Origin of the sequence: Paractinoplanes ovalisporus, from assembly GCF_016834655.1 — a bacterium.
In the GTDB taxonomy this organism is placed as follows: Bacteria; Actinomycetota; Actinomycetes; order Mycobacteriales; family Micromonosporaceae; genus Actinoplanes; species Actinoplanes ovalisporus.
Genome location: NZ_JAENHP010000027.1, coordinates 40790 through 60832 on the forward strand (window position 1 = coordinate 40790; position 20043 = coordinate 60832).

General features: G+C 72.0%; 18 protein-coding genes and 1 pseudogene. 11 read left to right on the forward strand and 8 right to left on the reverse strand.

Going from position 1 to position 20043, the window contains the following annotated elements:
• Window positions 1–3: 3 nt before the first annotated feature.
• A complete protein-coding gene (locus tag JIG36_RS44675) occupies window positions 4–543 on the reverse strand; it encodes a TetR/AcrR family transcriptional regulator (protein ID WP_307873163.1) in 540 nt (179 codons plus the stop codon).
• A gap of 131 nt (window positions 544–674) precedes the next feature.
• Here JIG36_RS44675 and paaN point away from each other — a divergent pair, with 131 nt between their 5' ends.
• The 9 genes and pseudogenes from paaN to paaE all read left to right on the forward strand — a co-directional run bounded on the left by paaN (window position 675) and on the right by paaE (window position 9282).
• On the forward strand, window positions 675–2345 hold the full coding sequence (paaN, locus tag JIG36_RS44680; RefSeq protein WP_203382978.1) for a phenylacetic acid degradation protein PaaN: 1671 nt from the start codon (window positions 675–677) through the stop codon (window positions 2343–2345).
• A 14-nt stretch (window positions 2346–2359) separates the two neighbouring features.
• A complete protein-coding gene (locus tag JIG36_RS44685; protein WP_203382979.1) occupies window positions 2360–3562 on the forward strand; it encodes a thiolase family protein in 1203 nt (400 codons plus the stop codon).
• A 79-nt stretch (window positions 3563–3641) separates the two neighbouring features.
• Window positions 3642–4370: an enoyl-CoA hydratase/isomerase family protein gene (locus JIG36_RS44690; protein WP_203382980.1), complete on the forward strand. Its 729-nt coding sequence runs from the start codon at window positions 3642–3644 to the stop codon at window positions 4368–4370.
• A gap of 173 nt (window positions 4371–4543) precedes the next feature.
• Window positions 4544–5377, forward strand: a complete 834-nt coding sequence (locus JIG36_RS44695) for a 3-hydroxyacyl-CoA dehydrogenase family protein (RefSeq protein ID WP_307873170.1) — start codon at window positions 4544–4546, stop codon at window positions 5375–5377.
• Window positions 5374–6303, forward strand: a pseudogene (gene paaA / locus JIG36_RS44700) (1,2-phenylacetyl-CoA epoxidase subunit PaaA); the annotation flags it as partial. The gene JIG36_RS44695 and the pseudogene paaA, both read left to right, overlap by 4 nt.
• 155 nt (window positions 6304–6458) lie before the next feature.
• Window positions 6459–6755, forward strand: a complete 297-nt coding sequence (gene paaB, locus JIG36_RS44705; protein WP_203382982.1) for a 1,2-phenylacetyl-CoA epoxidase subunit PaaB — start codon at window positions 6459–6461, stop codon at window positions 6753–6755.
• 7 nt (window positions 6756–6762) lie between these two features.
• A complete protein-coding gene (paaC, locus tag JIG36_RS44710; RefSeq protein ID WP_203382983.1) occupies window positions 6763–7746 on the forward strand; it encodes a 1,2-phenylacetyl-CoA epoxidase subunit PaaC in 984 nt (327 codons plus the stop codon).
• A complete protein-coding gene (gene paaD, locus JIG36_RS44715) occupies window positions 7740–8231 on the forward strand; it encodes a 1,2-phenylacetyl-CoA epoxidase subunit PaaD (protein ID WP_203382984.1) in 492 nt (163 codons plus the stop codon). The genes paaC and paaD overlap by 7 nt, the downstream gene beginning before the upstream one ends.
• Window position 8232: 1 nt before the next feature.
• Window positions 8233–9282, forward strand: coding sequence for a 1,2-phenylacetyl-CoA epoxidase subunit PaaE (gene paaE, locus JIG36_RS44720; protein ID WP_203382985.1), 1050 nt, complete (start codon window positions 8233–8235; stop codon window positions 9280–9282).
• Window positions 9283–9396: 114 nt separating this feature from the next.
• Here paaE and JIG36_RS44725 read toward each other — a convergent pair whose 3' ends face one another.
• The 3 genes from JIG36_RS44725 to JIG36_RS44735 form a co-directional block, all read right to left on the reverse strand.
• A complete protein-coding gene (locus JIG36_RS44725; RefSeq protein WP_203382986.1) occupies window positions 9397–10104 on the reverse strand; it encodes a TIGR03089 family protein in 708 nt (235 codons plus the stop codon).
• A 17-nt stretch (window positions 10105–10121) separates the two neighbouring features.
• Window positions 10122–10400, reverse strand: coding sequence for a peptidoglycan-binding protein (locus JIG36_RS44730; protein WP_203382987.1), 279 nt, complete (start codon window positions 10398–10400; stop codon window positions 10122–10124).
• A 241-nt stretch (window positions 10401–10641) separates the two neighbouring features.
• Window positions 10642–11082, reverse strand: coding sequence for a DUF732 domain-containing protein (locus tag JIG36_RS44735; protein ID WP_203382988.1), 441 nt, complete (start codon window positions 11080–11082; stop codon window positions 10642–10644).
• A 329-nt stretch (window positions 11083–11411) separates the two neighbouring features.
• On the opposite strand from JIG36_RS44735, the gene JIG36_RS44740 reads away from it, so the two are divergent.
• Together JIG36_RS44740 and JIG36_RS44745 are read left to right on the forward strand one after the other, a co-directional pair.
• Window positions 11412–12380 carry a S1C family serine protease gene (locus JIG36_RS44740; protein ID WP_236049555.1) on the forward strand — a complete coding sequence of 323 codons (969 nt, stop codon included), beginning with the start codon at window positions 11412–11414 and terminating at the stop codon, window positions 12378–12380.
• A 97-nt stretch (window positions 12381–12477) separates the two neighbouring features.
• Window positions 12478–13650, forward strand: a complete 1173-nt coding sequence (locus JIG36_RS44745) for a hypothetical protein (RefSeq protein ID WP_203382989.1) — start codon at window positions 12478–12480, stop codon at window positions 13648–13650.
• On the opposite strand, the gene JIG36_RS54715 is transcribed toward JIG36_RS44745, so the two are convergent.
• The 4 genes from JIG36_RS54715 to JIG36_RS44760 all read right to left on the reverse strand — a co-directional run bounded on the left by JIG36_RS54715 (window position 13647) and on the right by JIG36_RS44760 (window position 19957).
• Window positions 13647–13772: an aromatic-ring hydroxylase C-terminal domain-containing protein gene (locus tag JIG36_RS54715; protein WP_369076890.1), complete on the reverse strand. Its 126-nt coding sequence runs from the start codon at window positions 13770–13772 to the stop codon at window positions 13647–13649. The genes JIG36_RS44745 and JIG36_RS54715 overlap by 4 nt on opposite strands.
• 15 nt (window positions 13773–13787) lie before the next feature.
• Complete coding sequence (locus JIG36_RS44750) at window positions 13788–15224, reverse strand: FAD-dependent monooxygenase (protein WP_236049556.1); 1437 nt, start codon at window positions 15222–15224, stop codon at window positions 13788–13790.
• A gap of 565 nt (window positions 15225–15789) precedes the next feature.
• The gene (locus JIG36_RS44755) at window positions 15790–16404 is read right to left on the reverse strand and encodes a TetR/AcrR family transcriptional regulator (RefSeq protein WP_203382991.1); all 615 of its coding nucleotides are present in this window, start codon (window positions 16402–16404) and stop codon (window positions 15790–15792) included.
• Window positions 16405–16471: 67 nt separating this feature from the next.
• A complete protein-coding gene (locus tag JIG36_RS44760) occupies window positions 16472–19957 on the reverse strand; it encodes an ATP-binding cassette domain-containing protein (RefSeq protein ID WP_203382992.1) in 3486 nt (1161 codons plus the stop codon).
• Window positions 19958–20043 lie beyond the last annotated feature (86 nt).

The window sequence follows — 20043 nt, forward strand, 5'->3', positions numbered from 1 at the left end:
AGATCAGGTGCGCAGGCCCTCGAAGGCCAGGGTGGTCACCGCGTCGGCGATCGATCCGGCGCTGCCGGGGCGCGGGCGGTACCACTCCGTCAGCGAGTTGACCATGCCGAGGAGCAGGCGCGCGGCCGTGGCGGGTTCGACATCGGGGCGTACGCCGCCCTCGGCCTGGGCCTGTTTGACCAGCTCGGTGACCAGGCCGTCGAACTCGCGCCGCCGGGCCAGCGCGTGCTGCTCGACCTCGGTGTTGCCGCGGACGCGCAGCAGCACCGTCACGTATTCGAAGCGGTCGGAGAGCACCAGCACGCTGCGCCGGATCAGTTGCTCGAGCCGCTCGAGGGCGGGGACGTCGAGCGCGCGGACCTCGTCGGCCGCCTCGAACAGGCCGTCGAGGGCCCGGTCCATCGCCATCTGGAGAAGTTGTTCCTTGCCGCTGATGTGGTGGTAGACGCTCGACTTGGTGATGCCGAGGGACACGGCGATGTCGTACATGCTCGTGTAGTCGTAGCCCCGCTCGTTGAACAGCCGCACGGCGGCGGCGAGCACGGCATCCTGGTCATGCCCGGGTCGTCCGCGTCGACGGGGTTCCGGAGGAGGTGCCATTATCGCTCCCGGGGTTGATTACCGACCGACCGGACGGTAGATAATGATGGCACGCGAGCGCAAGGGAGCGCAGGATGACCACCCCCGCCGGGTTCTACGAAACGCATGCCGAGCTGCTCGACCAGGCCGTCCGGGCGACCACCGTCCGCGACTACTGGTCGGCCTTCCCCGAGTCGCCCAGCAAGTCGGTCTACGGCGAGACGGCCGCCCCCGCGGGCGAGAGCGCGTTCCGGGCCCTGCTCGGCCAGCCGTTCCCGATTGAGGTTCCCGGCGCCGAGGGCGTGGTCTCCACCGAGCGCTCACCGTGGGGCCTGGAACTGGGCGTCAGCTACCCCAAGGCCGACCCGCTGGCCCTCGTCGCCGCTGCCCGCGTCGCCACTCCGGCCTGGCGCGCCGTCGGCCCCCAGGGTCGCGCCGGCGTCGCTGCCGAGATCATCAAGAGGATCAACGCGCGCAGCTTCGAGCTGGCCCACGCCGTGCAGCACACCACCGGCCAGGCCTTCGTGATGGCGTTCCAGGCCGGCGGCCCCCACGCGCAAGACCGCGCGCTCGAAGCCGTGGCCTACGCCCTGGCCGCCACCAGCAGCATCCCGGGCACTTCGGAGTGGAGCAAGCCGCAGCGCGGTGGCGACCCCCTGCGCCTCACCAAGACCAGCACGGTCGTCGGGCGCGGGGTCAGCCTGGTCATCGGCTGCACCACGTTCCCCACCTGGAACAGCTATCCCGGCCTGTTCGCCAGCCTCGTCACGGGCAACCCGGTGATCGTCAAGCCGCACCCGGGCGCCGTGCTGCCGCTCGCCATCACCGTGCAGATCTGCCGTGAGGTGCTGGCCGAGGCGGGGCAGAACCCCGACCTGGTCACCCTGGCCGTCGAGGAGCCCGGCGACGGCATCGCGGCGACGCTGGCCACCCACCCCGACGTCCGCATCGTCGACTTCACCGGTTCCAGCGAGTTCGGCAACTGGCTCGAGGCCAACGCCCGCCAGGCCGTGGTCTACACCGAGAAGGCCGGCCTCAACACGGTCGTCGTCGACTCCACCGACGACTACAAGGGACTGCTGCGCAACCTGTCCTTCTCGCTCTCGCTCTACAGCGGCCAGATGTGCACCACCCCGCAGAACATCCTGGTGCCGTCGGGTGGCATCGAGACCGACGCCGGTCACCGCAGCGTCGACGAGTTCGGCGCCGACCTGACCGCCGCGCTCGACAAGCTTCTCGGCGACCCGGCGCGCGCGGCCGGCACCCTCGGTGCGATCGTCAACGACGGTGTTCTGGCCCGGGTGACCGAGGCCGACGGCGCGGCCACCGTGATCCGCTCGACGGCGGCGGTCACCGACGAGCAGAACCCCGGAGCCACCATCCGTACGCCCGTGGTCGTCCGCCTCGATGCCGCGGACGACAAGGCGTACACCCGGGAATGGTTCGGCCCGGTCTCGTTCGTGATCGCCACCGAGTCGACCGACCACAGCCTGCGCATCCTGGTCGAGACCGTTCGCGCGCACGGTGCGCTCACCGCCCTGGTCCACTCGACCAGCCCCGAGGTGCTGTCCGCGGCCCGCGAGGCCGCGCTCGACGCCGGGGTGCACCTCGCCGAGAACCTCACGGGTGGCGTGTTCGTAAACCAGACCGCCGCGTTCAGCGACCTGCACGGCTCCGGCGCCAACCCGGCGGCCACGGCCTCGCTGAGCGACGACCACTTCGTCACCGGCCGGTTCTTCACCCTCCAGTCCCGTCACCACGTCTGAGCTGGGAGTTTCACATGGCCGAGGCCTTTCTTGTCGGCGGCGTCCGAACCCCTCAGGGCAAGTACGGCGGTGCGCTCGCCGGCGTGCGCCCCGACGACCTCGCCGGGCTGGTCGTCCGTGAGGCCGTCGCGCGGGCCGGTGTGCCCGCCGACGAGATCGACGAGGTGATCCTCGGCGCGGCGAACCAGGCCGGGGAGGACAACCGCAACGTGGCCCGCATGGCCGCGCTGCTCGCGGGCCTGCCCGACAACGTCCCGGGCTATACGGTCAACCGGCTCTGCGCGAGCGGCCTGACCGCGATCGTGTCGGCCGCCAACCAGGTGCGGGCCGGCGAGGCCGACCTGGTCGTGGCCGGTGGGGTCGAGTCGATGACCCGCGCGCCGTGGGTGATGCAGAAGCCGGGGACCCCGTGGGCGCGGCCCGGCGAGGTGGTCGACACGTCGCTGGGCTGGCGGTTCACCAACCCGGTGTTCAAGGCGCACGACAAAGAGGCGGGCCACGGCCCGGAAGACCGCCGGATCACGCTGAGCATGGGTGAGACGGCCGAGGAGGTCGCCGCGCTCGACGGCATCACCCGGGCCGAGAGCGACGCGTTCGCGTTGCGCAGCCACGAGCGGGCGATCGCCGCGACCGACGCCGGCCGCTTCTCCGGCGAGATCGTCCCGGTCGGTGACGTGACCACCGACGAGATCCCGCGCCGCGGGTCCACGCTCGAGAAACTCGGCGGGCTGCGACCCGTCTTCCGGGCCGGTGGCGTCGTCACGGCCGGCTCGTCCTCGCCGCTGAGCGACGGTGCGGCGGCGGTTCTGGTGGCGAGCCGGGCCGCGGTCGAGCGCTATGGTCTGACCCCGCGCGCCCGCATCGTCACCGCGGCCAGCGCGGGTGTGCCGCCCCAGCTCATGGGTCTGGGCCCGGTGCCCGCCACCGAGAAGGCGCTCGACCGGGTGGGTTGGTCGACCAACGACGTCGACGCGGTGGAGCTCAACGAGGCGTTCGCGGTGCAGTCGCTCGCGGTGATCCGACGGCTCAAACTCGACGAGGAACGCGTCAACGCCGACGGCGGTGCGATCGCGCTCGGGCATCCGCTGGGCTGCTCGGGGGCGCGTCTCACGGTGACGCTGCTCGGCCGCATGGAGCGCGAGAACGCCCGGCGGGCCCTCGAAACCCTGTGCGTCGGCGTGGGCCAGGGCGTGGCGATGTTGGTGGAGCGGCCGTGACCACCATGTCGGCCCGGGGTTCCGTGGTGTCCGCCGGCTGGTGCGAGTCAGCTCGGCCGGGCCCGAGCGGGTGGCTGCCGTGAGTGTGCTTGTGGTTGAGGAGCTGGACGACCGCGTTGTGGTGACGTTGCGGCGGCCCGAGGCTCGGAACGCGATCAACGCGGCCATGGTCCGCGAGCTGCATGACGTCTGCGCGCGGCTGGAGGAACGGCCCCGGCTGCTGCTGATCACCGGGGAGGGCGGCACGTTCGCGGCGGGAGCCGACATCGCGGAGCTGCGGGAACGTGGCCGCGACGAGGCGTTGCAGGGGATCAACCGGGCGGTCTTCGACCGGATCGCGCGGCTGCCGCTGCCGACGGTCGCCGCGGTCGACGGATACGCGCTGGGCGGGGGTGCCGAACTGGCGTACGCGTGTGACGTGCGCCTGGCGTCGCCGGCCGCGGTGTTCGGCAATCCGGAGCCCGGGCTCGGCATCCTGGCCGCGGCCGGCGCCAGCTGGCGGCTACGCGAGCTGGTCGGGGCCTCGGTGGCCAAGCAGGTGCTGCTCGCGGGGCGACGGCTCGACGCCGACGACGCGCTGCGGTTCGGGCTGGTCGCCGACATCGTGCCGGCCGACGAGCTGCTCAAACGTGCACACGCGCTCATCGACCGGATGGCGCGTTCGGGTGCGCTGGCCCTGCGGCTGACCAAGCTGGTTGCCGACGGGGGCGGTCATCCGCTCACCGACGACCTCGCCCAGGCGATCCTCTTCGAATCCGAGGAGAAGCGCGTACGGATGGACGCCTTCCTCGCCGGAGGCCGGCCGTGACCGGGCCGCTGACGCCGGGTGGCCCGGACGGCCACACGTCGGGCGTGTCTGGATCCGCGTCGGGCGTGTCCGGGCCAGCGTCGGGCGTGTCTGGGCCAGCGTCGGGCGTGTCTGGGGTCGCGCCGGGCGTGTCCGGGCTGCTGCCTGCTGCGTCTGTTCCCAAGCTTGTCGCCGTGGTGGGTGGCGGGCGGATGGGGGCCGGCATCGCGCAGGTCTTCGCGGTGGCCGGGGCGATGGTCTGCCTCGTCGAGCGTGACCCGGCGACCGCGGCGGCGGCCCGTGACCGGGTGGCGATGGGTCTGCACCGGGCGGCCGAGAAGGGGCGGCTCACCGAGCTGGCCGACGCGGTGCTCGAACGGCTGAGGCTCGTCGACGACGTGAGCGGGCTCAGCCCCGACACCGACCTGGTGGTCGAGGCCGTGCCCGAGGAAGCCCCGCTCAAGGTGCGGGTGCTCGCCGCCGCCGAACGTGCGGTCGGCGAACAGACCGTGCTGGCCAGCAACACCAGCTCGTTGTCGATCACGGGACTGGCCGACGGGCTGCGACGGCCCGAACGGTTCCTCGGCATGCACTTCTTCAACCCGGTTCCGGCCAGCAAGCTGGTCGAGCTCGTCACCAGCTCGCTCACCGGAGACGCCGCCCGCGAGGCGGCCCGGTCGTGGGTGGCCGGGCTCGGCAAGAGCGACGTGGTCGTCCGTGACTCGCCCGGCTTCGCCACCAGCCGGCTCGGCGTACTGCTGGGGCTCGAGGCGATGCGCATGCTCGAAGAGGGCGTGGCCGACGCGGCCGCCATCGACCGCGCCATGGAACTGGGCTACCGCCATCCGATGGGCCCGCTGCGCTCGACCGACCTCGTCGGGCTCGATGTGCGGCTGGCCATCGCCGAACACCTCCACCATGAGCTGGGCGATCGTTTCGCCCCGCCGCGGCTGCTGCGCGACAAGGTGGCCCGCGGCGAACTGGGCCGCAAGGCCGGGCAGGGCTTCTTCACCTGGGAGGCATCATGAGCGATCAACTTGTCGGCGCCACCGGCGAGCGCGTCTTCACGGCGACGATCGAGAAGGACCAGCGGATCGAGCCGCGGGACTGGATGCCCGACGCCTACCGCAAGACGATGATCCGGCAGATCGCCCAGCACGCACACTCCGAGATCATCGGGATGCAGCCGGAGGGGGCCTGGATCACCCGGGCGCCTTCGTTGCGGCGCAAGGCGATTCTGCTGGCCAAGGTGCAGGACGAGGCCGGGCACGGGCTCTATCTCTACTCGGCGGCCGAGACCCTGGGCGCCGACCGGGGCGACCTGACCCGCCGGCTCATCGAGGGGCGGCAGAAATACTCGTCGATCTTCAACTATCCGACGCTGACCTTCGCCGACGTCGGGGTGATCGGCTGGCTGGTCGACGGCGCCGCGATCTGTAATCAGGTGCCGCTCTGCCGCAGCTCCTACGGGCCGTACGCGCGGGCGATGATCCGGATCTGCAAGGAGGAGTCGTTCCATCAGCGGCAGGGGTACGAGTTGCTGATGACGATGATGCGCGGCACCGAGGGGCAGCGCGAGATGGTGCAGGACGCCGTGAACCGCTGGTGGTGGCCGTCGCTGATGATGTTCGGGCCGCCCGACACCGAGTCGCCCAACACGGCGCAGTCGATGGCCTGGAAGATCAAGCGGCACACCAACGACGAGCTGCGGCAGCGCTTCGTCGACATGAGCGTGCCCCAGGCCGAGGCGCTCGGCGTGACGCTGCCCGATCCGGATCTGCGGTGGAACGGCGTACGGGAGCATTACGACTTCGGTGAGATCGACTGGTCCGAGCTGAAACGGGTGATCTCCGGAGACGGGCCGATGAACGCGGAGCGGATCGCCCACCGGCGCCGGGCCGACGAGGAAGGCGCCTGGGTGCGCGACGCGGCGGCGGCTCACGCGGCCAAGAAGCGGCGCGACGGCGGGGCGGTCGACGCGCCCGAGGACGTACGAGGTCCGGCGGCGGAAACCATGGCCGAGAAACGTCATGGCGGCGTGGCGCACTCCGCGGGCGGAGAACGTCATGGCGGCGCGGTGTTCTCCGCGGGCGAGGAACGGGAGGGCGCATGAGCGGCGAGATCAAGCACGAGTGGCCGTTGTTCGAGGTGTTCGTGCGGGCCAAGCGCGGCCTCAACCACGTACATGTGGGATCTCTGCGCGCCGCCGACCACGAGATGGCGCTGCACCACGCGCGTGATCTCTACACGCGACGCAACGAGGGCGTGAGCATCTGGGTCGTCCGCTCCGACGACGTGGTCGCTTCGGGGCCGGACGAGAAGGACGCGTTCTTCGCCCCCAGCGGCGACAAGGTGTACCGGCACCCGACGTACTACGCCATCCCCGACTCGGTTCCGCACATCTGAGGCCGCCATGTCCTTCGACGACGCCTACCAGTCCCTCACCGATCACGACGACGACGCGCGCTGGGCGTACGGGACGGGGTTCTCCGATCCGCTCGCCGGCGTGCCGACCGCGCTGCCCGACGGTGTGGACGGGGCCGCGCTGGCCGCGTACTGCCTGATGATCGGCGACGACGCGCTGATCATGTCGCACCGGCTGCAGCAGTGGGTGACCCGCGCGCCCGAGCTCGAGGACGAGATGGCGCTCGCGAACATCGGTCTCGACCTGCTCGGCCAGGCCCGGCTGCTGCTGACCCGCGCGGGCGAGGCCGAGGGCGCCGGGCGCGACGAGGACGCCCTGGCCTATCTCCGCGACGCTTCGGACTTCCGGCACGTACGCCTCGTCGAGCGCGCCGACGCCGACTTCGCGCACCTGATCGCGCGGTTGCTCGTGTTCGCGACGTGGCGGCTGGCCCTGCTCGACCGGTTGTCCGCGAGCCGCGACCCGGTGCTGGCCGCGATCGGCGCCAAGGGGGTGAAGGAGGTCGCCTACCACCGCGACTACGCGGCCGGCTGGACCGTACGCCTCGGCGACGGCACCGACCTCTCCCACCAGCGCATGCAGGCCGCGGTCGACGAGGTGTGGCCGCTGCTGGGCGAGTTGTTCGAGCCGCACGCGACCGAGCTGGCCCTGGCCGGCGTGGCTGTCGACCCGTCCACGGTGCGCGCCGAGTGCGACGCCGTCTTCAGCCAGGTCCTGCACGCGGCAACCCTCGACACGCCGGCCGCTCCGCCGGCTTCGGGCGTGTCGACGACGGTCAGTGCGGTGACCGGTGGCGCGGTGCTCTCCGAGGGGGCGGTGCTCGTTCCGGCGCCGACCGGCGGGGCTGCGTCGGGCGACGCGAGTGCTCGTCTGGGAGGGCGCGGTCGTGATGGCGTCCACGGTGCTGAGCTGGGCGAAATCCTCGAGGAGCTGCAAGGGCTGGCGCGGGCGAACCCCGGCGGTGTGTGGTGAGGGCGGCTGAGGTGGCGGCGACGGTCACCGACCCGGAGTTGCCGATGGTCACGCTGGCCGAGCTGGGGATCCTGCGCGACGTGCGGGAGACCGACGACGGGGTTGAGGTCACCATCACGCCGACCTACTCGGGGTGTCCGGCCATGGAAGCGATCCAGGCCGACGTTCTGACGGCGTTGCGCCGGGCCGGATACGAGCGGGCCCACGTACGGACGTTGCTCGCGCCGGCCTGGACCACCGACTGGATCTCGGCCGAGGGTAAAGCCAAGCTCGCCGCGGCCGGGATCGCTCCGCCCGGGCCCGCGCCTCGTCGTGGTTCCGGGCCGGTGCCACTCACCCTCGGCGTTCGCGACGAGAAGATCGCCTGCCCGCGCTGCGGTGAGGAGAGCACCGAGAGGCTGGCCGCGTTCGGTGCGACCGCGTGTCGTGAGTTGCGGCGGTGCCCGGCGTGCCGGGAGCCGTTCGAGCACGTGAAGGAGATCTGACGTGCGGGACTTTCATGCGCTGCGGGTGGCCGGGGTGGAACGGCTCTGTTCGGATGCGGTGGCGGTGACCTTCGAGGTTCCCGATGATCTGGCCGGGGTCTACGCGTTCCGGCCGGGGCAGTCGCTGACCGTGCGGCGGCCCGGGGACGCGCGGGACGAGCGGCGGTCGTACTCGATCTGTGCGCCGGCCGGCGGGCGGCCGCGGATCGGGGTTCGGGAGGTGCCCGGCGGGCTCGTTTCCAGCTGGCTGGTGCACGAGCTCCGGGCGGGGGACGCGGTCGAGGTGGCGCCGCCGTCGGGGACGTTCACGCCTGACCTCGAAGCGGGCGGTCGGCACGTCATGATCGCGGCGGGCTCGGGGATCACGCCGGTGCTGTCGATCGCGGCGTCGCTGTTGCGGAATCCGCGGGCTCAGGTTGCGGTGCTGTACGGCAACCGGCGCGCCGACACGGTGATGTTCGCCGAGGAGCTGGCCGATCTGAAGGACCGGCACCCGTCCCGGCTCGAGCTGGTGCATCTGCTCTCGCGGGAGGCGCGGGAGGTCGACCTGCTCAGCGGGCGGCTCGACGGGGCGAAGTTGCGGGAGCTGCTTCCGGTCCTGCTCGACGTGCCGGCGGTCGAGCACTGGTGGTTGTGCGGACCGTACGGGATGGTCGTCGACGCCACCGAAGTGCTCGGCGAGGCGGGAGTCGCACCGGAACGGATCCACCGCGAGTTGTTCTGGGTGGATGAGGCGCCGCCGGAGCCCGTACGGGAGGAAGGGTTTGCCGTTGAAGGTAGCGAGGTGACTGTGCTGCTCGACGGCCGCTCGACGACGGTGACCATGACCAAGGCCGACACCGTGCTCGATGGCGCTCAGCGGTCGCGGCCCGATCTGCCGTTCGCGTGCAAGGGCGGGGTGTGTGGCACGTGCCGGGCGCGGGTGGTCGAGGGCGAGGTGACCATGCGGCGCAACTTCGCCCTGGAACCGGCCGAGGTCGAGGCCGGGTTTGTGCTCACGTGCCAGTCGACGCCTGCGACGGAGAAGGTGACCGTCAGCTTCGACGACTGAAGCCGTAGAGCGCGACGCCGGTGAAACGGCTGATCCCGTGCTGAACGACGCCTTTGAAGCGGCTGCTCCCGTGGTGGACGACGCTGGTGAAGTGATGGTCGTGCATGGGCGGTCTCATCGGAGGACCTGGGTGACGCGTTCGTCCGCTATGCGCTTGTCCAGGCGCGACTCGTCGAGGTGGGCGCAGAGCACGATCGACGCCCCGACCGCCAGCGGGCCGAGCAACCAGATCAGCGGCTGCTCCTGCGTCGCGGTGTCGATCAGCACCCGGTCGCCGGGACCGATGCCGTTGCGGTCGGCGATCGCCACGGCCGTACGCGCGTACTCGGCATAGGTCGTACCGTCGGTGACCGCGGGCAGGTGGTCGGCGATCGCGTGCCGCGGGGGATGGGCGCCCAGATAGGGCCGCAGCGAACTGGTGTAGTCGCGATAACCGTCGGGCACCCCGGCGGTCGCCTCGCCGTGCGGGGCCAGACCGAGCACGAACTGGTGCCGCCCGGCCGGAATCTCGTCGAGCCAGTGGCCGATCCGGCGGCGCTCCACGAACGTCACGTCGAGGGCATCACCCGCGGGTGTGAGCCCGGCGGTGGCCCATCCGCGGATCGACAGTTCGAGGCCGGCCGACCAGGCGCCCAGCAGCACGGCCGCGGTCTGCCAGTGCGGGGGCAGCAGCACCGCGGCGGTGGAACCCGGGCCGAGCCGGCAACCGTCGGTGAGCAGCGCCGCCGTGGCGGCCGTCCAGCCGCCCAGTTCGCCCGCGGTGAGACCGAACCGTTCGCCGGTCTGGTCGTCGTAGTACGTGATCAGGTCGCCCTGCGTCATGCGACCAACTTAGGGGGTCACGCCGCCAGGTCGAGGCGGTAGGCGCGGCGGTCCATCACGTAGCGGGACAGGAAATGCACCGTACGCGGGCCCGCGACACCGTCGGTGAGCAGCCCGGCGCGAGCCTGGAACGTGCGCACCGTCTCGGTCAGTTCCTCGGCGGTCTCGCCGGCCGGCATGCCGATCTCGGCGAGCAACTCGCGGACGCAGTCCGGGTCGGGCGGCGGGGGAGTGGCCAGACCGATCACGCCGCCGACCGCGGTGCCGACCACTGAGAGCAAACCTCGTGCGGACATCTGTGCCTCCTGCTGGTTTCGAGGGGTGATTCCAGCATCGGGCGGCGGCCTGTGCGCGACATCGGACCGGCGTCTCGGAAGCCTGTGTCCCGATCCGACTTTCGGCCGACCCCGCGATGGGGCCCAGGTCGGGGCGACGGTCGGGGCCGGCGATGGGGCCCAGGCCGGGGCGGCGGTCGGGGCCGGCGGTGGGCCTAGGCCGGGGGCAACGGCGGGGCCGGCGGTGGGGGCCTCCGGGGGCTCAGGTCGGGCAGGCCGCGCGTCTGGCCAGCGCCAACAGGGTCCGGGCATCCGCTGTGGTCACTCCCTCGTCGTGCATGACGGCGACCACGGCGGCGTCCCGGCGTCCCTGCTGCAGCGCGGCGCACGTCTGCTCGCCGAGCGCGGCGACCTCGTCGTCCCGGCGGTCGATCACGAACTCCGGCAGCCGCTCCCGCACCAGCGCGACGAACTGGTTCAGGTCGCCGGCCGGGGGCGTCGTCCGAGCGGGCTCCGGCGTTGGCGGCGCGGGCGCCTGCGTGGTCCGGGTGGGTGCCGCGGCCGGCGGCGGCGAGGTCGTTTCCGTCCGTACGGCGGTGACGGCCGTGCTGGGCGCCGCCACCGGCCCGGGTTCGGGGTCGGAACACCCGGTCAACGCTCCGAGCAGCAGGAACCCCGCCCCGGCGGCGGTCCGCGCCGTCACCGCGCCTCGACGACGGCCGGGCCGAACGGCTTCCGCTCGACGATCACCGGAACCCGCCCGATCAGGCGCCGGTTTGTGCGGGGGCGCTGTCGCTCTGCGAACGGCTCGGCGGGCTCGGGCCGGACCGCGCGCTCATAGGGGGACAAATCAATTACCGGCCGACCCTAGGCGGGGCCGGGTGCCGAGTGCGCCGCCTCGCCCACCGACGGGTGGCGACCCGACCCGCACGAGTGACCCAGGGCATACAGGCAACCCACAGACGCCTCACCGGTTGCCGACAAGATGCGGGGTCACTGTTGGCGCATCAGCCAACGAAGCGAGGCGTCGCCATGACCGACCTGATGACCCGGCCCAACCACCCCGACCACAACCGCGGGGACGACCAGCCGTACACCGGCGACGGGCGGACCTACGGCGGCTACCACGACTACGTGACACCGCCTCCGCCGCCCGGGCCTCCGTTCGTACCGTCGGAACCCGCGTCACCCGGTGACCGCCGGTGGCCGCGTCGCCTGGCCGGTGGGGCCGCCGTGCTCGCGTTGATCGCCGCCGGAGGCACCGCGGGCGGCGTAGTCGCCGAGCGTTACCTCATCGACCACGACACGACGACCACCACCGCCGCCACCTCGACCACGGCGAGCAGCACGGCGACCGTGACTGAGGGCGACGACCTGGCCGCCGTCGTCAAGCAGGTGCAGCCCAGCGTGGTCACCGTGCTGGTCGACGGCAACCGTTCCTCGTCGCTCGGCTCGGGCGTGGTGATCAGCTCGGACGGCCTGATCCTGACCAACAACCACGTCATCGAGAGCGACGGCACGGTCAGCGTCCGCCTGTCGACCGGCCAGACCGTGCCGGCCCGGGTGGTCGCCACCGACACCTCGCACGACCTGGCCCTGGTGCAGGCGACCGGTCTGTCCGGGCTGACCCCGGTCACGTTCGGTTCCAGCGACAGCGTCGCCGTCGGTGACACCGTGCTGGCCTTCGGCGCGCCGCTGGGTCTCGAGAACACGGTCACCTCCGGCATCGTCTCGGCCCTCGACCGCAGCATCAGCACCGCGACCGAGTCGGCCACCGGCTCCGGCAGCGAGCAGCTGACCGGTCTCATCCAGACGGACGCCGCCATCAACCAGGGCAACTCGGGCGGCGCGCTGGTCGACCTGTCCGGCCACGTGATCGGCATCAACGTGGCGATCGCGACCGCGAGCGACTCGTCGACCGGCAGCATCGGAGTCGGGTTCGCCATCCCGGCCGACACCGTCACCGCGGCCGTCAAGCAGATGCAGTCCCAGATCAACTGACCGCCTGACCTGAGCGCCCGAGCGCCTCTCGCTCCATTGATCAAAATATGGCCGTCCGGGTCTGCCGAGCCGGGCGGCCGCACCGTACCGTGCGCTCGTGACTTCGGCCGAGACCATCGATCCCATCCCCGTACGCCCCGGGGTCGTCACCATCGCCTTCTGGTTCCAGGTGGCCCTCGTCGCGCTCATGCTGATCGTGGTCGGGGTGTCGATCGCCGACGCGGTGCACTACTCGGGGCTGATCGACGAGGCCGTCCGCACCACGACGGCCGACACGACGTCGGTGAGCTGGGAGCGCGAGGACAACGTCATCGGCACGCTGTTCCTGGCCGTGCCGCTGACCGTGCTCGCGATCTGGCTCGGCGTCACGGCGGTCTGGGTGCGCCGGGGCAGCAACGTCGCCCGCATCCTGACCTGGGTCGGCCTCGGCCTGCCGGCGCTGTTCGTGGTGATCTCCTGCTTCTTCGGGTTCATGGCCGTCTTCGCGTTCGCCGCCCTCGCGGCCCCGTTCTCGGAACCGCTGCCCGAAGACGATCCGACCACCTGGGAGGACGACCCGGGCTTCGGCGACGACGGGTTCGCCGAGAGCGTCTGGGACCTCGACAGCGGCACCTGGTCGGTCGTCTCCGACGCGATCATCGCCACGTCCCTCGTGCTGATCCTCCTGCTCGCCGTCGCCACCGTGGTCCTGCTGCTCACCGGCCCGGCCAACCGCTGGTTCCGCCGCGGCGAGCCGACCCGTCGCCCGCCGACGCCGCAGCAGTTCGCTTTCCCGTACGGATATCAGCCCGTCCCCACCTACCCGGCGCCCTACGGCTACGCCGCCCCACCGCCCCACGGCTACGCCGCCCCGCCGACCTGGCCCACGCCGTACCCACCCGCCGGAGCGCCGTTCCCACCGGCCGGTTTCGCGCCGCCCGCGCCCCCGTTCCCACCCGCTGCGGCAGCGCCGTTTCCCCAGGCCACGCCCCCGTTCACGCCGTACGGGTCAACGCCGTTCCCGCCATCCTGGCCCGCTCAGGCGCCCACGCCCGCGCCGCCGGCCCAGGAACCCACACCCGCCCCGGTCCCGTTCCCGGATCCCGCGCCCGGGCAAGCCAACTCGCCCGCGCCCGCCTCGACCCCGTTCCCGGATCCTTCACCCGGGCATGCCGAGCGGCCCGCCCCGGCCTCGTCACCGGATCCCGCGCCTGGGCCCTCCCCGGAGCCAGGCCCAGGTTCGACACCCGAGCCCGGCCCGACACCGCCCCCGTCCGACCCGACCACCTAGGCCGCCCCGAACCACTGGGTCAGGGCGGCCTCCAGCGCCGCGACGTCCGGCTCCCCGCCCGTGGCGGTGGCCCACGCCACATAGCCGTCCGGCCGCACCAGCATCGCCGCCACCCCATCCACCGGAGCGCCGGCCAACTAGGCCGCCCCGAACCACCGGGTCAGGGCGGTCTCCAGCGCCGCGACGTCCGGCTCCCCGCCCGTGGCGGCGGCCCACGCCACATAGCCGTCCGGCCGCACCAGCATCGCCGCCACCCCGTCCACCGGCACGCCGACCACGTCCACCCGGTCACTCCACGGCGCCGCCACGCCGGCCAGCCTCCCGGTGTTGTCCACCAACACCGCCCGTCCCTGCCGCTGCACGTCCCCCAGGTCCGGCGAGAAGCGCCCGACCCACGGCCCCGGCGCCCCCATGTCGTAGCGGAAATCGGCCCCCGCGATCAGATCGGCCACCCGTTGCAGCACGGCCGGCTCCTCCAGCAACTCCCCGAACAGGACCCGCAGCGCGGTCACCTCCGGGCCCGGCCCCACCAGCACCGACTGCGCCTGCGTCTGCATGGTCACCCGTTCGGCCGCGGGCCGCCGCTCGATCTCGTACGTGTCGAGCAGCCCGTCCGGGGCCCACCCCCGCACGGTGGCCGCCAGCTTCCACGCCAGGTTGACCGCGTCCTGCAGTCCCAGGTTGAGCCCGGGCCCGCCGATCGCCGAGTGCACGTGCGCCGCGTCCCCGACCAGCAGCACGCGCCCGTCGCGATACCGGTCGGCGATCCGCGTGTTGCCACCCACCGTGCGCCGCAACATGTGTGGTCCGTCGCCGGCCGGCGGCCCGATCGGCACCGGAACCCCGAGCACGTACTCCAGCACGTCCCGCAGCTCGTCCACCGAGAACGGCTCCTCACCCGCGGGCCGCGACGTCGTTGACGCGCTGATCAGCGTCCGGCCGTCCGGGAACGGCGCGAACGAGACCAGTCCCCGCTCGGTCCGGTGGTGCAGGAACGGCGGAATGACCCCGTACGCGGGAATCCGCAGTCCGCCCGAGATCGGATCCCGCAGCGAATCGGGCACGCTCACATGGGCCGCCCGCGAAACTGTCTTGTCCGTGGTCACTCCCGGAAAATCAATTCCGGACAGTTTCCGGGTGACGCTGCGCCCGCCGTCGGCGCCGATCAGAAAGGCCGATTCGAGCGAATAGCTGCCGTCCGGCCCGTTGATTTCCGCCACGACCATGTCGTCCTTCTGTGCGAGCCCGGTCAGCGTATGCCCGCCCCGGATCTCGACGCCCAGTTCGCGGGCCCGCTCGGCCAGCATCGCCTCGATCCGCTGCTGCGGCACCAGGATCGTGTGGACCGGGTTGTGCTCCAGGCGCCCGAACGGCAGCGGGAAAGCGGCGAACATGAAGTGCTCGACCGGCGCCGGATGGGCTCCGCCGCTCAGCCTTTCGTAAAGTCCGCGCCGGTCGAGCAGCCGGACGACCTGCCCCACCATGCCGTTGGCGCGCTGCTCCGTGCTCGGCCCGGTCCGCGGTTCGATGACGACGGGCCGGACCCCGGCCAGAGCCAGTTCGCAGGCGGTCATCAAGCCATTCGGGCCGCCACCACAAATAACAACGTCAAATTCCATGACCAAGCCTTCCCCGTACGCAATGAATTGTCGTGAAAATGGGCGCACGCCACCCACCGGCCCGTGCAAAGCCGGCCGTTCCCGATGTCGTGCCGTCGTGCCTGATGTGGCGCCGCCATGAAACTGGGCTTGGCGTTCACGCCGCCGACGGCCGCGCCGGGTGTCGACGCCCCGGTTGGGTCGTGGTGCGGCGTGTTGGCGGCGCCGGGTGTGTCGTGGTGCGGTGTGTCGGCGGCGCCGGGTGTGTCGTGGTGCGGCGTGTTGGCGGCGCCGGGTGTGTCGTGGTGCGGTGTGTTGATGGCGCCGGGCGGGTCGAGGCGCCGGGTGTTGGAGGCCCGGGCGTGTCGGGCCGCCCCGTGTTGTTGGTGCCGGGCGTGTCGGAGCGCGGGGATGTTGACGTTCCGCGCGAGTCGGAGTGCCGGGCGTGGCGGGTCGTACTCCGGTGCTGACGCCGCGGAGATGGGCGGCGGCAGGCCGTGCAGCGCCGCCGAGGTAAGCCGGCGCGTGGATCGATGAAGGGTCAGTCGGGCGGGCGCAGGCCGGTGGAGAGGTGCCGCAGCGCGTCGATGTGCAGCTGCTTGACGTCGACGGGCTGCCCGTTACGGCCGATGAACTGTTGTGTGGCGACGTTGCTGGCCGAGAGGACGGCCGAGGCCACGAGCTTCGGATAGATGTCGGTCTCGGGATCGGTTCCGGTGCGCTCCGCGACGGCCGCGGCCAGCGCGATCTCGGCCGAGGCGGCCGCGCGCAGGAACTCGGCCTGCAGGGCGGGCACGGCCACCATGAGGCGCAGCCCGGCACTCCAGGCCTCGCGGTCGAGCGGTGGATGCTCGATGACCTCAGGACCCGGCTCGAACTGCGACAGGACGGCCTCGGTGATGGCGTCCCAGAGGGGTTCGTCGGCGGGACGCGCGCGCAGCACCTCGGCCACGCGCAGGCAACGGTCGAGGTGCCGGGAGGCGACCGCCTCGGCCTTGCTCGAGAAGTAGTTGTTGAAGGTGCGAGGGGAGACGCCGGCTTCGTTGGCGATGTCTTCGGTCAGCACCCGGTCGTATCCGCGCTCGACGATGAGGCGGATGGCCGACCAGCTCAGCGCGGCCCGGGTCGCCTGCTTCTTCTGCTCCCGGAGTCCCATGACCTGAACATAGCAAAACCTGCGGGCCCCGCAAAGATGCGGGACCCGCAGGTTTCTCAGCGTCGTCTCAGCCGGCCAGGTGCCCCCAGCGGTCCTCGAGCTCGAGCCAGGTGCCCTGGTCTTCGACGCGGCCGCCGATCAGCACGACCACCCGGTCGGCCTGGCTCAGCGCCGCCCGCTTCGAGGTCGAGCCGACCACCGTGACGCCGTGGGAGCGCAGGGCCTGCCACAGTTCCAGCTCCGTGGTCACGTCGAGCGCCGAGGAGACGTCGTCGGCGATCAGCAACTCCGTACGCGGAGCCAGCGCCCGCGCCAGGGCGAGCCGCTGCAGCTGACCGCCCGACAGCCGGGTTCCCTTGTGGCCGATCAGCAACTGCAGGCCGCCGCCGGCCGCCGTCAGGTCGTGCTCCAGCTGAGCCGTCGAGACCGCGTCGGCCGCGTCCACCTCGTGGCCGAGCTGGATGTTGTCGGCCACCGTGCCCGAGAGCACCCGCGGCAGCTGGGCCACATAGCCGACCTGGTTGGGCCGCAGGAAGACCTCCGGCTCGTCCACCGGCTGACCGTTCCAGCGCAGCTCACCGGCGTGGTGCACGATGCCGGCGAGCGCCCGCAGCAGCGACGACTTGCCGGAGCCGACCGGGCCGACCACGAGCACGAGCTCGCCGCGCTCGACCGTCAGGTCGACATCCTGCGCGCCGACCGTGCCGTTCTCGTGCACGGCACTGAACCCGCGCAGTTCCAGCGTGCGCAGCGGGTTGCGTGGCGCGGTCGGGGGAGCGGGCGCGGTGCCGGCCGAGAGGTCGACTCCCGGTACGGCCTCCGAATAGCTCGACACCCCGGTCATCGCCACCGTGCGGCGGGTCCAGACCCGGGCCGACGGCAGCTGGCTGACGAACGACGCCGTCGTCCAGGCGAACCAGCGCGCCGCGCCCAGCACCGCCACCGCGATGAGGGTGGCCGCCGCCGACAACGAACCCGACAGATAGAGCCCCCACGCCGCGATCGGCAGCAGGCCACTGGCGATCGACGGTGTCGAGCGCGCCCACACCTGGATGGCGATCTCGCGGCGCTGCAACTCGCTGCGCGTGCCGTCGAGGCGGGCCAGGTGGGCCAGCACCGGCTCGGTGGCGCCGGCCAGCTTGACCGTACGGGCGGCCGACAGCGACGACACCAGCGCCGTCGCGAAGGCGGCACGGGCGGCCACCGTACGGCGGGCGGCTTTTTCCAGCCGTGGGCCGAAGAGCGTGGCCGCGAGCCCGGACACCACCATCGTGCCCAGGAAGAACATCGCCGGTACGAAGGACTGGGAGGCCCAGGTCATCGCGACGATCATCACCAGGCTGGTGGCGTTGTCGATCAGGTTGTCGGCCAGCATGACCACGCGCTCGGTGTCGCCGCCCTGGGCCACGACCTCGGCCGGCGTGTGCTTGCTGACCCGGCGCGGGCCGATCTGGCCGTGCACCAGGCGCAGGCTGATCCGCAGCATCTGCCGGACCCACCACTCCGGGAACCAGGCGCCCGTGTAATAGAGCGTCGGGATCGCCACCAGCAGACCGGCCGCGATGCCGATCGCCGGGTAGAGCGGGTCGCCCACGCCGTCGACCACGTTGGCCCACAGCAGCGGCAGGATCGCGCCGTCGAGCCCCAGCAGCACCAGGATCGCGAACAGCGCGACCGCGCCCAGCCCGTACCGCTTGTCGTTGAGGGCCAGACGCACGATCTCGCGCAGCGTGTGTGTCGGCGGCTCCTCGGGCAGCGGCGGCGGGTCGACCGGCGGCAGCTTGTTGGCCAGCGCCTCGGCGCCCAGCTCGACCTGCGCCGCCTTGTCCCAGTCGCGCTCCTCCTCGACCAGCACCGCCGCGCCGCCCGACTTCGGGGCCGGCACCGACAACGCGCTGCTCGCCATCAGCTCGGCGAAGCGTTGCGACTCGCGCAGCGGGCCCGACTCGAGCACCTGACCGTCGGCGAGCACGACCACCTCGTCGCAGCGCTGCACGGACGACAGCCGGTGCGCGACGATCACGCCGATGCGGCTGGCCAGCAGGCGGTCGGTGGCGCGCTGCACCCATGATTCGGTGACCGGGTCCATGCGGGCCGTGGCCTCGTCGAGGATCACCACGTGGGGGTCGCGGACCAGGATGCGCGCGAACGCCACCAGCTGCTCCTGCCCGGCCGACAGCTTGTATCCGCCCTCGCCGAGCTTGGTGTCGATGCCGTCGGGCAGGCTGGCCGCCCACGGGCTCAGGCCGAGCTCGTCGAGCGCACCCTGCGCCTTGGGCAGCAGCTGCTCGTCGAAGAGCGCGATGTTCTCGGCCAAGGTGCCGGCGAGAATTTCCGTACGCTGCGGCACGATCGCGGTCCAGCGGCGCAGCCCCTCGACGGCCATGTCGTTGAGGTCGACCCCGCCCAGGAACACCGTGCCCCGGGGCACGTCGACCGCCCGCGTGAGCACCTTGGCCAGCGTCGACTTGCCCGATCCGGTGCGGCCGATCAGCGCGTACGAGCGGCCCCGCGCGAACGTGAGGCTGACGTCCTTCAGCGCCGGCGGGCGTCCGCTGTCGGACTCGCCGTAGCGGAACGTCAGGTCGCGGACCACCAGGTCACCGTCGACCGGGGGACGGCCCTCGGTCGGTTCCTGAGCCACGTCTTGCAGCAGCTGCACCCGGCTCCACGCGCCCAGGGCGTTCTGCAGCTCGGGCACCATGCGGGTGACGTGTTCGAGCGTGCCGCCGAAACCGAGCGCGAGCAGCCACACGGCCGTCAGGCGAGCGCCGTCGATCTGCTTGGCGACCAGGGCGATCGCGCCGACAACGACCAGAACGGCGATCAGCGTACGGGTGATGGTGCCCGCGCCCATGGTGATGCGCGCCGACGAGTGCCAGACGAGCCGGCCCCGCCGCAGCACCTCGGCCGCACGCTGCGCGTAGAGCCGGCGCACGTACGGCGCGGCCAGGCTCGTCCGTACGTCGTCCTGCCCATGAATGGATTCCTCCATCACGGCCGCGAGGTCGGACCAGGCCTCCTCCTCGGCGATGCGGCGCGGGGAGATGCGCTGGATCGGCTTGTTCATCGTGACGTAGAGCAGGACCGACACGATCACCATGCCCACGCCGGCCGGCCACCAGACGAAGAACGCCGTCACGATCGAGAACACCGCGACGGCGATCGACTGGGCGATCCGCACCCCGCTGCCGCGCAGCTGGGCCCCGACCTCGTAGACGTCGGAGTCGATGCGGTCGAGCAGTTCGCCGACCGGCGTGTTCTCGAGGGTGGGCAGGTCTTGCCCGAAGGCGACCCGGTTGAGGCCGCGCCGGATGCGGGCGGCCCAGTCGGCGGTCAGCCGGGCGGCGACCAGACCGACGAAGACGTCACTGAGCACCGACGCGACGAGCGCGGCGGCGAGGACGCCGAACAGCGGCATGGACCGGTTGACGAGGACCTGGCCGGACAGAGCCAGAGCGCCCGCCGATCCCGCTGCACCGAGCAGGATGAGGGTCGCCACGAGGGCCGTGCGGCCCTTCGAGGTGGCCCACAGATCGCGAAGCAGGCGCATAGATGAAGTCCTCTTGGTGAGCAGGGTGGCGGTGCTCCTATCCTCATCCGCGAGCAGGAGGTCTTCAACGGAATTACCGCCCGCAC